This window comes from Promicromonospora panici, assembly GCF_900608595.1.
In the GTDB taxonomy this organism is placed as follows: Bacteria; Actinomycetota; Actinomycetes; order Actinomycetales; family Cellulomonadaceae; genus Promicromonospora; species Promicromonospora panici.
Window position 1 is genome coordinate 129,016 of the sequence record NZ_UWYY01000012.1, and the last position, 13,713, is coordinate 142,728.

The 13,713-nt window shown below is 70.5% G+C and carries 14 protein-coding genes; 1 reads left to right on the forward strand and 13 read right to left on the reverse strand.

Translation table 11 applies throughout. The features are described 5' to 3' along the window. Positions 1-10: 10 nt before the first annotated feature. On the forward strand, positions 11-1,192 hold the full coding sequence (locus EW117_RS15510; RefSeq protein WP_129787616.1) for an ATP-dependent DNA ligase: 1,182 nt from the start codon (positions 11-13) through the stop codon (positions 1,190-1,192). A 145-nt stretch (positions 1,193-1,337) separates the two neighbouring features. Here EW117_RS15510 and EW117_RS15515 read toward each other — a convergent pair whose 3' ends face one another. From EW117_RS15515 to EW117_RS15575, 13 genes are all read right to left on the reverse strand, one after another. Continuing rightward, complete coding sequence (locus tag EW117_RS15515; protein WP_129787617.1) at positions 1,338-3,674, reverse strand: RelA/SpoT family protein; 2,337 nt, start codon at positions 3,672-3,674, stop codon at positions 1,338-1,340. 75 nt (positions 3,675-3,749) lie between these two features. Next, positions 3,750-4,322, reverse strand: a complete 573-nt coding sequence (locus tag EW117_RS15520; protein ID WP_129787708.1) for an adenine phosphoribosyltransferase — start codon at positions 4,320-4,322, stop codon at positions 3,750-3,752. Between the two features lie 23 nt (positions 4,323-4,345). Further along, on the reverse strand, positions 4,346-5,437 hold the full coding sequence (gene secF, locus EW117_RS15525; protein ID WP_129787618.1) for a protein translocase subunit SecF: 1,092 nt from the start codon (positions 5,435-5,437) through the stop codon (positions 4,346-4,348). Continuing rightward, on the reverse strand, positions 5,437-7,314 hold the full coding sequence (secD, locus tag EW117_RS15530; RefSeq protein WP_242504316.1) for a protein translocase subunit SecD: 1,878 nt from the start codon (positions 7,312-7,314) through the stop codon (positions 5,437-5,439). The genes secF and secD overlap by 1 nt, the downstream gene beginning before the upstream one ends. Positions 7,315-7,395: 81 nt before the next feature. Then, positions 7,396-7,827, reverse strand: coding sequence for a preprotein translocase subunit YajC (yajC, locus tag EW117_RS15535; protein ID WP_129787710.1), 432 nt, complete (start codon positions 7,825-7,827; stop codon positions 7,396-7,398). 144 nt (positions 7,828-7,971) lie between these two features. Continuing rightward, the gene (gene ruvB / locus EW117_RS15540) at positions 7,972-9,054 is read right to left on the reverse strand and encodes a Holliday junction branch migration DNA helicase RuvB (protein WP_129787619.1); all 1,083 of its coding nucleotides are present in this window, start codon (positions 9,052-9,054) and stop codon (positions 7,972-7,974) included. Continuing rightward, the gene (gene ruvA, locus EW117_RS15545) at positions 9,047-9,676 is read right to left on the reverse strand and encodes a Holliday junction branch migration protein RuvA (protein ID WP_129787620.1); all 630 of its coding nucleotides are present in this window, start codon (positions 9,674-9,676) and stop codon (positions 9,047-9,049) included. Before ruvA ends, ruvB begins: the two co-directional genes overlap by 8 nt. Positions 9,677-9,923: 247 nt before the next feature. Continuing rightward, positions 9,924-10,490, reverse strand: a complete 567-nt coding sequence (gene ruvC, locus EW117_RS15550; protein WP_129787621.1) for a crossover junction endodeoxyribonuclease RuvC — start codon at positions 10,488-10,490, stop codon at positions 9,924-9,926. A 78-nt stretch (positions 10,491-10,568) separates the two neighbouring features. Beyond that, on the reverse strand, positions 10,569-11,330 hold the full coding sequence (locus EW117_RS15555; protein ID WP_129787622.1) for a YebC/PmpR family DNA-binding transcriptional regulator: 762 nt from the start codon (positions 11,328-11,330) through the stop codon (positions 10,569-10,571). A gap of 80 nt (positions 11,331-11,410) precedes the next feature. Next, a complete protein-coding gene (gene pdxT, locus EW117_RS15560) occupies positions 11,411-12,052 on the reverse strand; it encodes a pyridoxal 5'-phosphate synthase glutaminase subunit PdxT (RefSeq protein WP_129787623.1) in 642 nt (213 codons plus the stop codon). A gap of 70 nt (positions 12,053-12,122) precedes the next feature. After that, positions 12,123-12,380 carry a type II toxin-antitoxin system Phd/YefM family antitoxin gene (locus EW117_RS15565; RefSeq protein WP_129787624.1) on the reverse strand — a complete coding sequence of 86 codons (258 nt, stop codon included), beginning with the start codon at positions 12,378-12,380 and terminating at the stop codon, positions 12,123-12,125. A gap of 165 nt (positions 12,381-12,545) precedes the next feature. After that, positions 12,546-12,848, reverse strand: a complete 303-nt coding sequence (locus tag EW117_RS15570) for a hypothetical protein (protein ID WP_129787625.1) — start codon at positions 12,846-12,848, stop codon at positions 12,546-12,548. Between the two features lie 18 nt (positions 12,849-12,866). Continuing rightward, a complete protein-coding gene (locus EW117_RS15575; protein WP_129787626.1) occupies positions 12,867-13,391 on the reverse strand; it encodes a hypothetical protein in 525 nt (174 codons plus the stop codon). Between the last annotated feature and the right edge of the window lie 322 nt (positions 13,392-13,713).

Genomic DNA, 13,713 nt, shown 5'->3' on the forward strand with positions numbered 1-13,713 from the left:
GGCTCGTTCCGTGACCACATTCAACCTGCCGGTGCAGCCCCCGGTTCGACCGATGCTCGCCAAGAGCGTGGCATCGATCCCTGCCCAGACGCCCACCGATGTCGGCCCGGCGTACGTCTACGAGCCGAAGTGGGACGGCTTCCGCGCCATCGTGTACCGCGATGGCGACGCCGTGCGCATCGACTCCCGCAATACGAAGCCCATGGACCGCTACTTCCCCGACGTCGTCGCCGCGGTCCGCGAGGCGCTCCCGGAGCGGTGCGTGGTCGACGGCGAGATCGTCATCGCCCGGACGCCGGAGGGCTCGGACGGTGATCTCGGCCCAGGCAGCGGCGCGCGGCTCGACTTCGAGCTGCTGTCCCAGCGCATCCATCCGGCCGCGTCCCGGGTGAACATGCTCGCGGAGACCACCCCCGCCGCGCTGGTGGTGTTCGACGTCCTCGCGCTGGGCGACGAGTCGCTCATGGACCGCCCGCTGGCCGAGCGGATCGAGGTGCTGGACGGGCTGGGGCTGAAGGGCCCGCTCGTGTTCGCCACACCCCGCACGCTGAACACCGCGGTCGCCGAGGAGTGGTTCGGCTCCTTCGAGGGCGCCGGCCTGGACGGCGTCGTCGCCAAGCCCGCGGACGGCCCCTACGCGCCCAACAAGCGCGCCATGCTGAAGATCAAGCACACACGCACGGCCGACGTCGTGCTGGCGGGCTACCGACTGCACAAGACCTCGACGCCCGAGGCACCGGTGCTGGGCTCGCTGCTGCTGGGCCTGTGGGACGAGTCCGACGACGGGCCGCGGCTGCAGTTCATCGGGGTCGCCGCGTCGTTCTCGGCGTCCCGCCGTGCCGAGCTCGTGGCCGAGCTGGCGCCGCTGGTCGTCGAGCCCGGCACACCCGCGGCGGACGAGCACCCCTGGCGCGGGTGGACCGATCCCGCGAACGCCGAGGCGGGCGACCGGCTACCGGGCGCGCAGTCCCGCTGGAGCTCCGGCAAGGACCTGTCGTTCACTCCCCTGCGCCCGGAGCGCGTGCTCGAGGTGGGCTACGACCACATGGAGGGCACCCGGTTCCGGCATACCGCCCAGTTCAAGCGCTGGCGCCCGGACCGCGAGCCGGCGTCGTGCACCTACGAGCAGCTGGAGGAGCCCGTCCGCTACGACCTGGGTGAGCTGCTGCCGGGCGCGCCGGGCACGGCCTGACGCCGGTCGTCCCAGTGGTGGGCGGCGGACCGACGGGCGTGATGCTGGCCGCGGAGCAGGAGCATGTCGTCGACCGCGGCGCGTAGCTGGACGCGCCGGCTCACCTAGGGCTGACGCTGCGCGGCAGGCCGCACCGGCGATCCGGTCAGACCGGCAGCTGCGGCCGTTCGACCGGCTTGGTGCCGGTGATCCGGTGCACGTCGAAGACGCCCTCGACCTTCCGGACGGCGGCGAGCACGGTCGCGAGGTGGGCCGGCTCGGCCATCTCGAAGATGAACCGGGAGACCGCCAGCCGGTCGTCCGACGTCGAGACGAACGCCGAAAGGATGTTCACGTGGTTCTCGGACAGCACCCGCGTCACGTCCGACAGGAGGCGCGACCGGTCGAGCGCCTCGACCTGGATCTGGACCAGGAACATCGTGTTGGCGCCCTGCGTCCACTCCACCTCGACCAGGCGCTCCGGCTGCTTGCGCAGCCCGTCCAGGTTCACGCAGTCCGTGCGGTGCACGCTGACGCCCTGGCCGCGCGTGACGAAGCCGACGATGTCGTCGCCGGGCACCGGGGTGCAGCACTTGGCGAGCTTGACCCACACGTCCGCGGAGTCGGAGCCCTTGAGCATGACGCCCGGGTCGCCCGAGCGCACGCGCCGGGCGGTGAGCCCGCCGGGCCGGGTCGCCTCGGCGACGTCCTCTTCCGCGCCGTCCGCGCCGCCGAGCGCCCTGACCAGCTTCTCCACCACGTGGGCGGAGGAGATCTGGCCCTCGCCGACTGCCGCGTACAGCGCGGAGACGTCCTGGTAGTTCATCTCGTTCGCGACCCCGACGAGGGTCTCGTGCGACATCAGGCGCTGGATCGGCAGGCCCTGCTTGCGCATGGACTTGGCGATCGAGTCCTTGCCGGTCTCGACGGCCTCCTCGCGGCGCTCCTTGGTGAACCACTGGCGGATCTTGTTCCGCGCGCGCGGCGACTTCACGAACCCGAGCCAGTCCCGGCTCGGCCCCGCCGTCTCCGACTTCGACGTGAGGATGTCGACGACGTCGCCGTTCTCCAGCGGCGAGTCCAGCGGCACCAGGCGGCCGTTCACGCGGGCGCCCATGGTGCGGTGCCCCACCTCGGTGTGCACGGCGTACGCGAAGTCGACCGGCGTCGCGCCGCCCGGCAGCGCCATCGCCATGCCCTTCGGCGTGAAGACGTAGACCTCGTCGCCGCCGATCTCGAACCGCAGCGAGTCGAGGAACTCCGCCGGGTCGGCGGTCTCGCGCTGCCAGTCCACGAGCTGGCGCAGCCAGGCCATGTCCTGGTTCTTCGGGTCGTTGCCGCCCCCCGCAGGCGTCTTCTCCTTGTACTTCCAGTGCGCCGCGACGCCGTACTCGGCGCGGCGGTGCATGTCGTGCGTGCGGATCTGGATCTCCACGGGCTTGCCGCCCGGGCCGATCACCGTCGTGTGCAGCGACTGGTACATGTTGAACTTCGGCATCGCGATGTAGTCCTTGAACCGGCCGGGGACCGGGTTCCACCGCGCATGCATGGCGCCGAGCGCCGCATAACAGTCGCGCACCGTGTCCACCAGGACACGCGTGCCGACGAGGTCGTAGATCTCCGCGAAGTCGTGGCCGCGCACGATCATCTTCTGGTAGATCGAGTAGTAGTGCTTCGGCCGGCCGGTCACCGTCGCCTTGATCTTGGCGCTGCGCAGGTCGGACTCGATCTGGCCCTTCACCACGCCGAGGTACTCCTCACGCGCGGGGGCCCGCTCGGCCACCAGGTGCACGATCTCGTCGTACACCTTGGGGTACAGGGCCTGGAAGGAGAGGTCCTCCAGCTCCCACTTGATCGTGTTCATGCCCAGCCGGTGGGCCAGGGGCGCGTAGATCTCGACGGTCTCGCGCGCCTTGCGCTCCGCCGACTTGGACGGCACGTACTTCCAGGTGCGGGCGTTGTGCAGGCGGTCGGCCAGCTTGATGACCAGCACGCGGATGTCCTTGGCCATCGCCACGACCATCTTGCGCACGGTCTCGGCCTGCGCCGCGTCGCCGTACTTCACCTTGTCGAGCTTGGTGACGCCGTCCACCAGCAGCGCGACGTCGTCGCCGAACTCGGTGCGCAGCGTGTCCAGCGCGTAGTCGGTGTCCTCCACCGTGTCGTGCAGCAGCGCGGCCGCGATCGTGGTGCCCTCGAAGCCGAGCTCGGCGAGGATCGTCGAGACCGCGACGGGGTGCGTGATGTACGGGTCGCCGCTCTTGCGCATCTGGCCGCGGTGGGCCTTCTCCGCGACGACGTACGCACGCTCGATCAGCGCCACGTCGGCCTTGGGGTGGTTGCTGCGGATCGCCTGCAGCAGCGGCTCGATCGCGGCGGGCGTACCGCCGCCCACGCTGCGCACGCCGAGGCGGACCAGCCGGTTCCGCATCCGGTTGCCACCGGGCGGGGTCGGCGGGTTCTTCTCGGGCACGGGAGCGCGTGACACCGTGTTCTCAGCCATGTACGCGCCTCCTTCCCCGGGTCGAACCCGGAGTCGCCAGTCTAGCCCTGGACCTCTATTCCCCGTCCGAAGGGCTCATTCACCGGACGTCGTGTCTACTCGCAGGAGAGTATCGACGTTGCGGCCCTGAAGCCTGTCCCGCCCGTGGAGTGCCTCCAGCTCGAGCAGGAACACGAGCCCTGACACCACTCCCCCGCATTGCTCGATCAGCTCCGCGGCCGCCGCCGCGGTACCACCTGTGGCCAGAACGTCGTCAATGATGAGAACACGCGCACCAGGGGTGAGTGTTCCCGAGCGCAGCTCGATCGACGCCGACCCGTACTCCAGGTCGTACGACACCGTCTCCGTGGGCGGCGGGAGCTTGCCGGCCTTGCGCAGGGGCAGGAAGCCGAGCCCGAGGGCGTGCGCCACCGGTGCGCCCAGCAGGAAGCCCCGGGCCTCCATACCCGCTACGACGTCCACACCGTCCGCCAGCGCCAGGCGCGTGAACGCCTCCACGACGTCGGCCAGCCCTTCGGCGTCGGCCAGGAGCGGGGTGATGTCCTTGAACAGGATGCCCGGGGAGGGAAAGTCGGGGACGTCCGCGATCAGGTCGCGAATGCGCGTCGCCCTCTCCGGCAGCAGGCCGGAGAGGGCGACGTCGGTCATGTTGTCTGCCACGAGGCGTGAGCCTACCGGCGACGCCTGGGCTGAGCGGAATGTCCCTGGTGATGCCCCGGGACGAGCTGAGCGGACCCGGACGCCGCGGCGGCCAGCACGCTCTCGTCGGCGCCCTCGGCGACCAGTCCGGCACGCAGGTCCATGACCTTCTTGGTGTGCGCGGCGATCTTCGGCTCACGCTCCCGCAGCGCCACGTCCAGCGGCGTCGCCAGGAAGAGCGAGGACAGCGCGCCCGCCGCGATACCGACGAACAGCGACAGCGAGATGTCCTTCAGCGTGCCGGCCCCCAGGAGGAAGCCACCCACGAACAGGATGCCCGCCACGGGCAGCAGCGCCACCACCGAGGTGTTGATGGACCGGACCAGGGTCTGGTTCACCGCGAGGTTGGCCCGCTCGCCGTAGGTGCTGCGGGTCTGCTCGGTCACGGCGACCGTGTTCTCGCGCACCTTGTCGAAGACGACCATCTTGTCGTACAGCGAGAAGCCGAGGATGGTCAGGAAGCCGATGATCGTCGACGGCGTGACCTCCCAGTCGATCACGGCGTACACGCCGGCCGAGATGAGCACGTCGGCGAGCATCGCCACGATGGCGGCTACCGACATGCGCCACGCGCGGAAGTAGATGGCCATGAAGACCGCCGCCGCCACCACGAACGCCACGGTGCCCCACAGGGCCCGCATGCTCACGGACTGACCCCAGGTCGGGCCGATGAAGTTCGAGGTGACCTCACTCGCCTCGACGCCGTACGCCTCAGCCAGCGCTTCGCCGACCTGGTCGGTCTGCTGGTTGTCGAGCTGCGTGGTCTGGACCCGGACCGAGTCCGCGCCCACCGTGGAGACATGGGGCTCCTCGTCCGGGGCCACCGACGCGACCGCCTCGAGGGCGACGTCCTCGTCGGTGGTCGATGCACCGGACACCGTGAACTCGGAGCCGCCCCGGAAGTCGATGCCGAGGTTCAGGCCCTGGAAGACCAGCACGAGGATCGACGCCGCCGAGAACAGCGCGACGATCGAGAACCAGAGGCCGCGCCGCTGGATGATCGGGTAGGACCTACGGCCGGTGTAGAGGTCGTTGCCCCACTGGGCGAAGCCGCCGCGAGCCATCAGTGCTTCTCCTCGTTCTGAGCCGCTTCGGCGGCCGCCTTGCGCTCGGCGGCTCGCCGCTCCGCGATAGTCATCCTGCGGCCGTCCTCGGCGACACGCGGCGCGGGTGGCACCGACTGCGCCGAGACCAGCTCGCGCTCCCTGCCCGGCGCAGCCGCGTCCGCAGGGACGGCGGCGTCCGGCTTCGGGCCCGCGAACCGGCCCGCGCCGCGGTACGGTGCCGCGTCGAGGCGGTCGGGCGAGAGGCCCGACGCCTTGTGCCCGTCGCGGAAGAACGGCACCTTCGAGATGATCTCCATGACCGGGTGCGTGAACCAGATGACGACCATGACGTCGATGATCGTGGTCAGACCCAAGGTGAACGCGAAGCCGCGCACGCCGCCGACCGTCATGAAGTACAGGATGACCGCGGAGAGCAGGTTCACCGCCTTCGCCGCGTAGATGGTGCGGCGAGCACGGCTCCAGCCACGCTGGACCGCGAGCCGGAGCGACCGCCCGTCACGTAGCTCGTCACGGATACGTTCGAAGTACACGATGAACGAGTCCGCGGTGAAGCCGATGGCCACGATCAGACCGGCGACACCGGGCAGGGACAGGCGGTAGCCCATTCCCCAGCTCAGGAGCGCGATCACGACGTACGTCATGGCGGCGGCCACGACCAGCGAGGCCACGGTCAGCAGGCCCAGCGTGCGGTACTGGAACAGCGAGTAGACGACCACGAGCGCCAGGCCGATCAGGCCGGCGAAGAGCCCGCGCTGCAGCTGCTCGGAACCTAGCGTCGCCGAGATCGTGTTCTGCCCCTGCACGTCGAACGTCAGCGGCAGCGAACCGAAGCTCAGCTGGTTGGCCAGCGTGGCGGCCGTGTCACGGGTGAAGGAGCCCGTGATGCTCGCCTGCCCGTTGGTGATCGGGTCGTTGCTGCTCGGCGCGGAGACGACCAGGCCGTCCAGCACGATGGCGAACTGGTTGCGCGGCGGCTCCAGCGGCGTCAGGCGCTCCGTGGTCTCACGGAACTTCACCGTGCCCTCGGAGTTGAAGTCGAGGTTGACACCCCACTCGTTGGTGACGGTGCCGTTCGGACCGGGCTGGAGGCCGGACGTCGCCGAGTTGAGGTCGGTGCCGTCCACCTCGACCGGGCCGAGGATGTACTTCGCCGCACCCGTCTGGTCACACGTCACGAGCAGGCGGCCGGGGTGGTCGCCGCCGCCACCCTCGCGGTTCTTCGGGTCGGTGCAGTCCAGTGCGTCGAAAGCGGCCTGGACCGACGGCGTGATCTGCGCCAGGTCGGACGGGTCGGTAGCCGACTCGATCGCCTTCTCCTGCTCGGCGATCTCCTTCTTGGTCGGCTCGTTCGCCGCGGCGACGTCGCCGGCGCCTTCGCGATTGGCAGCCTCGCCATCGGACCCCGCGGCGGCGTCGCCGGATGCGGACGGGTCCGCCGACGGCTGCGCCGTCGGGTTGCCGATGGTGAGGACCGGGCGGAACTTCATCTGCGCGGCCTGGGAGATCAGCGCGACGGTCTCGTCGTCCACCTCCCCCGGGATCTCGACAACGATCTGCCGCTCACCCTGGGCGGCGATCTCCGCCTCGCTCACGCCGTTGGCGTCAACACGCTGCCGGATGACACCGATGGCCTCCTCCATCGCCTCCGGCGTGATCTCGGAGCCGTCGGAGGTGACGGCCTGCAGGATGACCTGGGTACCGCCCTGCAGGTCGAGCGCCAGGCCAGGGGCCAGGCTCGCTCCGTCAGGATTGTCGCTCGACTTTCCGTCGAACTGCCAACCTGCCAAGAGGGCGCCGAAGGGCAGCAGGATCGTCAGGATCGTCAGGAGCACGATCGTGCGAACCGGCCGCGAGCGCCGGGTGTCAGTCGCCAACGTCTGTCTCTTCTCGTGTGCGCGCCGGGGTACGTCCGGCGCGGGTTCGGCGCCGCCCGGGATCACCGGACGGCGCGGCCGTCACTTACCGTCTGCGTCGGCGTCCCGCCGCTGCTGCTCCCGGTACTCGCGCTGGGCGGTGTCCAGGCCGGACAGGTCGTCGGGGACGTCGTTCGCGTCCGGCTTGATGGTACTTGCCGATTCGCTGTTCTCTGTGACGTCGGACTCATCGGCCGCGTCGTCGGTGTCCTCGTCGTCGGCGACGGGCTCATCGATCTTCTTGGAGATGGCGGCGCGGAGCCAGGTGGTGGGGTTACCGGGGAAGGACTCGATGGTCACCTGGTCGTTCGAGTCGTCGACGTCGACGACGGTGCCGATCATGCCGGAGGCGGTCATGACCTTGGTCCCCACGGTGAGGTTGTTCCGGAACTCCGCGGCCTCGCGCTGCTGCTTGCGGGTGCGGGAGGACATGAAGAACATCACCACGAGGAGGATCGCGACGAGAATGAGCATTTCCACGGTAAGGGTCCCTGTTCGATTGCGGTGTCGGATGAGCAGCGCTCGCATGCGTCGCGCACGTACGACGAGGATCCAACCCAGTGTAGTGCCGGGGCCGGATCCTCGGGTCGCCCGTCAAGGGGCGCCACCAGAACAACGTCAGGGGTCCAGCAAAGTTCCCGTTTCCGGCTCGCTTATGGCGCTGCCCGACGCCGGGGCGGGCGGGGTGAGCCCCAGGTGCTCCCAGGCCGCGGCTGTCGCGACACGGCCGCGCGGTGTGCGGCCGACGAGGCCCTCGCGTACCAGGTACGGCTCGGCGACGGTCTCGACGGTCTCAGCCTCCTCGCCCACGGTCATGGCGAGGGTGGACAGGCCCACGGGCCCGCCGCCGAACCGCGTGCACAGCGCGGTGAGCACCGCGCGGTCGAGGCGATCCAGGCCGATGGGGTCGACCTCGTAGACCTCCAGCGCAGACTTGGCGGCGTGCAGGTCGAGGCGTCCGTCGCCGCGCACCTGGGCCCAGTCGCGCACGCGGCGCAGCAGGCGGTTGGCGATGCGGGGGGTGCCGCGGGAGCGGCCGGCGATCTCGTGCGCCGCTGCGTGCTCCAGGTGCACGCCCAGTAGCCCGGAGGAGCGCAGGATCACTCGCTCCAGCTCTTCGGGCGAGTAGTAGTCCATGTGGCCGGTGAAGCCGAAGCGGTCGCGCAGCGGGGCGGGTAGCAGGCCGGAGCGGGTCGTGGCGCCGACGACGGTGAACCGCGGCAGCGCGAGCGGGATCGCGGAAGCGCCGGCGCCCTTGCCGACGACGACGTCGACCCGGAAGTCCTCCATCGCGACGTACAGGAGCTCCTCGGCGGGACGGGCGAGGCGGTGGATCTCGTCGATGAACAGCACGTCGCCCTCCTCGAGGGAGGACAGGACGGCGGCGAGGTCGCCCGCGTGCTGGATGGCCGGGCCGCTGGTGAGCCGCATGTGCGATTCCAGCTCGCCCGAGATGATCATCGCCAGGGTCGTCTTGCCGAGGCCGGGCGGGCCGGACAGGAGCACGTGGTCGGGCGGGTTGCCGCGGGCGATGGCGGCCTGCAGCACGAGGGAGAGCTGGTCGCGCACCACCCGCTGGCCCACGAAGTCGTCGAGCTTCTTGGGCCGGAGCGCGGCCTCGGCGGCGCGTTCGATCTCGTCGGCGCTCGGGGCGACGATCCGGCTGCCGGAGCTCTCGGTGGTGGTCGAGGCCTCAGCCACGGTGGCCTCCCAACAGCCGCAGCGCGGCGCGAAGCGTGGACGCCACCTCGTCGGCGGCCACGGCGTCGGTCCCCGCGTCGGCGAGCACCTTCGCGACGGCGTCGTCGGCCTGCTTGGCGGGCCAGCCCAGGCCGGCGAGGGCCTCTACGACCCGCTCGGAGTGGTCGCCGACGACGGCGGTGGCCGCGCCAGGGGCTGCCTCGGCGGGCGAGACCTCTGACGGCGGCCCGAGCCGGTCGGCCAGCTCCAGGACTATGCGCTGGGCGCCCTTCTTGCCGATGCCCGGCACGCGGGTGAGCGCGGCGAGGTCCTCGCCCGCGACGGCTCGGCGCAGCGCGTCCGGGGTGTGCACGGCGAGCATCGCGAGCGCCAGCCGCGGGCCGACGCCGGACACGGTCTGGACCACCTCGAACACGTCGCGCTCGTCGGGGTCGCCGAACCCGTACAGGGTCATCGAGTCCTCGCGGACCACCATGCTCGTGGCGACGCCGGCGGTCTCGCCGACACGCAGCCCGGCCAGAGTGGTGGGCGTGGCGTGCACCAGGTAGCCGACGCCGCCGACGTCGACCACCGCGCGGTCCAGGCCGATGTGGGCAACGGTTCCCGTCAGCGAGGCGATCACGGGCTCCCCCTTCTTGCGTCCTGGGACTATCGAACGTTCGTGCGAGGAGCCTAACAAGCGCGACCACGGCTCCCGACGCAGGCACGCCGCCGACCGCGTCCGCGGCCACCGGTCGAGTGCAGAGTTGGTCAGGCCCCGGGGGCCAAGTGCAGAGTTGGTCGCGGATACGGGCCCTGTCACCGCTACCAGCTCTGCACTCGCCAAAGCAGGCAGCAACCAAGTCTGCAGTCGGGGCCTGGGGCCGGGCTCAGCGGCGGGGACGCTGCTTGGCGGCCTGTTCCGCCGCCGCCCAGGCGCGCTGCGCGGGGGTGAGCTCGTGCCGGTCGCCGCCCTGCAGCGCGCCGGCCGGGCGCCACAGGTGCGTGAGCGCGAGGGCCAGCGCGTCGGCGGCGTCGGCGGGCCGGGGCGCCTCGTCCAGATCGAGGATGCGGGTGATCATCGTCGTCACCTGCGCCTTGTCGGCGCGGCCCGAACCGGTCACCGCGGCCTTCACCTCGGACGGCGTGTGCAGCGCGACGGGCACACCCCGGCGGGCCGCGGCCACCATGGCCAGGCCCGCCGCCTGGGCGGTCCCCATCACCGTGCCGACGTTGTGCTGGGCGAAGACGCGTTCGACCGCCACGACGTCGGGCACGTGCTCGTCCAGCCATCCGTCGAGGCCCTCGGCGATCTTCAGCAGCCGCAGGTCCGTGGACAGGTCGGCGTCCGACCGGATGACGCCTACCGCGACCATCCGCGCCCGGCGGCCGGGCAGGGAGTCGACGACGCCGACTCCGCACCTGGTCAGGCCGGGATCGACTCCGAGAACGCGCATGGCGTCAGATTCTCACGACCCGGGGCGTAACCCCGGCAGGCTCGACCGACGAAGTGTGCTCGACCGACGGGACGAGCGTCACTCCTCCTCGTCGAGCGCCGCCAGGACCTCGTCGCTCGCGTCGAAGTTGGCGTAGACGCTCTGCACGTCGTCGCTGTCCTCGAGCGCGTCGATGAGGCGCATGATCTTGCGCGCGCCCTCGACGTCCACCTCGACCTGCATCGACGGGTGGAAGATCACGTCGGCGGAGTCGTACTCGATGCCCGCCTCCTGGATGGCCGTACGCACGGGCACCAGGTCGGTCGCCTCGGTCAGCACCTCGATGACCTCGCCCTGGTCCGTGACGTCCTCGGCGCCGGCGTCGAGCGCGGCGAGCATGACCTCGTCCTCGCCCACCCCGTCGGCCTTCGGCACCACGATCAGGCCCTTGCGGGAGAACAGGTACGACACCGAGCCCGGGTCGGCGAGGTTGCCGCCGTTGCGCGTGAACGCCAGGCGCACCTCGGAGGCCGCGCGGTTCTTGTTGTCGGTGAGGCACTCCACCAGGACGGCGATGCCGTTGGTGCCGTAGCCCTCGTACATGATCGTCTGGTAGTCGACGGCGTCGGCGCCCTCGCCCGAACCACGCTTCAGCGCACGGTCGATGTTGTCGTTCGGGACCGACGACTTCTTCGCCTTCTGGACCGCGTCGAACAGCGTCGGGTTACCGGCGAGATCGCCGCCGCCCGTGCGCGCCGCGACCTCGATGTTCTTGATCAGCTTCGCGAAGAGCTTGCCGCGCTTGGCGTCGATCGCGGCCTTCTTGTGCTTGGTCGTGGCCCACTTGGAGTGACCTGACATGCCTCTACCTGACTCCTTGCATTTCCGATGGCTCTTTCAGTGGCGTCTTCAGTGACGTCGAACGGTAGCGGGAGAACCGCTCAGGCGCCCGCGACCATGCCGACGAACAGCCCGTGCACGCGCGTGTCCCCTGTGATCTCGGGGTGGAAAGCGGTGGCGAGCAGCGGCCCCTGCCGTGCTGCAACGATCCTACCGGCGGCCGCCACCTGACGGCCCTGCGTATCCACAGCCGGGATGCGCGCGAGCACCTCGACGTCGCGGCCGGCCTCCTCGATCCAGGGGGCGCGGATGAACGCGGTGCGCACCGGGCCGCCAGCTCCCACGTCGGAGATGCCGACGAAGTCGAGATCCGTCTCGAACGAGTCGACCTGCCGCCCGAACGCGTTGCGCCGCACGACCACGTCCATGCCGCCCACGGTCTGCTGGTCGGCGGTCCCGTCCAGGATCCGGTCGGCGAGCAGGATCATGCCGGCGCACGAGCCGTACACCGGCAGGCCCTCCTTGATCCGCGCCTGCAGCAGGTCGCGCAGCTCGAAGATGCGCAGCAGCTTGTCGATGGTCGTGGACTCCCCGCCGGGGATCACGAGCCCGTCGACGGTCTCCAGCTCGGCCGGCCGCCGCACGGTCACCGCGCGCGCGTTCACGGACTCGAGAGCGGACAGGTGCTCGCGGACGTCGCCCTGCAGGGCGAGTACTCCAACAGTCGGGGTTGCCACAACCATCCATCTTACGGCGCCGCGCCAATCGCCCGAGGATCGAGCCCTTCTGGCCGAAAGATGCCGGCGAACGACGTCAAGGGCCGCTGACCTCGTCATCCATCGCGCCTTCGACGTCCGCACGCCATGCGGCAGCATTACGCGGGCTCATCGGCGGGACATCAGCAAGGTCGTTTCCTAAAACCCAGCGGCGAGGAGACCGGTTGTCCGGGACGATTCGCACCCCGGCCGGGCGGCCGTAGCTCGTGATCTCGTACTCTTCCCCGGTCTCCAGGACATGCTGGATCACCGCGTGTGGGTTCTGCTTCAGCTCGCGGGCGCCGATGGTCCTCATGGGTCCTCATGGCAGCATCGTCGTCGTGGTGTGGACGCACGTCTGTGCCACATTGGGATTGCCCCGGCGATCACGACGTGCACTCCACCGTGAGGCCGGGCGGCAGCGTGGTCACAGCGGACTGGAGCGTCTCGGTCGCGAGCTGCTGCAGGACAGTCTGGTTGATCACACCGACCGTGTCGTGCCGTTGTCGGTGATCGACACCGCCACGTCGTTGATCGTCGCCGTGTAGTCGAGGGCGTGCGGCGCGGTGGTCTCCGGCCAGGTCACCGCTGCCGTCTCGAACAGCTCCCCATCGGTGTCGGTGCAGACCGTGGCAGTGGTCGGCACCGTCCAGGCGATGACCTGGCCCGCTGGACCTGCTGCGGCGCCCTCAACGACCCACACGGCCCAGGCGACACCACCGCCCACGCACACGAGCAGCGTTGCGAGCGCCACTGCCGCAGCACGCGGCGCACGCTTCCCCACCCCGTGACCGTGCTCCGGTCAGTCACGCCGCGCCCGCCTACGCAGCCGCATGCCCGCGGCGACCGCTCCGGCCGCAAGCTGGGCCAGCACCAGCAGGTCCGCCCCGGTACGTGGCAGGCTGCCCGGCCCGCGTGCACCAGAATCAGTCCCGCCACCCTCGCCCTGGCCGACGGCGGAGAGGGTCACGGCCACGTCGATCCGCGCGGTCTGCTGCGAGGTATCCGTGCCGTCCGCCGTCCCGGTGTCATCGCGCGGTTCCGTCCCCGGCTGGGCCGGCCGAACCCGTTCGCCCGGCCGGCCCAGCCTCTGCGGCCGGACCTTCCCGTCCGGCCAGCCCGCCGCCGTCGGCCACCCCAGAGCCGACGGCGGCGGGCAGTTCGGTCGCCCGCGCGGAACGCTCGCGGGCGGCACGGGCGGCGTGGCATCGGCCGCCCGGGGCGCGATCACCCGGAGCGCGAGGGCCGCACTCGCCGCTACGGTGACGGCGGCCGCGAGCGCCCGCACAGTGAACCGGGTCACCGTGTTCCGGGTCGGAGTCTGCACTGATCCGTCCACGTCCGCGGTGCGGTCAGGGGGCCGGCGGATCGAGGTGTGCCTGCGTCACATTGACCGTGAAGTTCTCCAGGGTCGCGGTCAGGGCCTGCGTGAGTCTTTCCATGAGGAGCACCTTCCGTGGAATTTCTCCCTACGCCGCTCACGCTATGCACGGCATCCACGGGTGCGCGCGCCAATAGGGCGGCCCTTTCTGGATTTCACCCGCTATTCTTCTCGACCAGCCGCCGGAACTGCCGATCCGTCCCGCAATGCGGCGTTTAGCGCGTCGATGACAACGAATCGACCGGTAGCGACACATTCGGCGATCTGA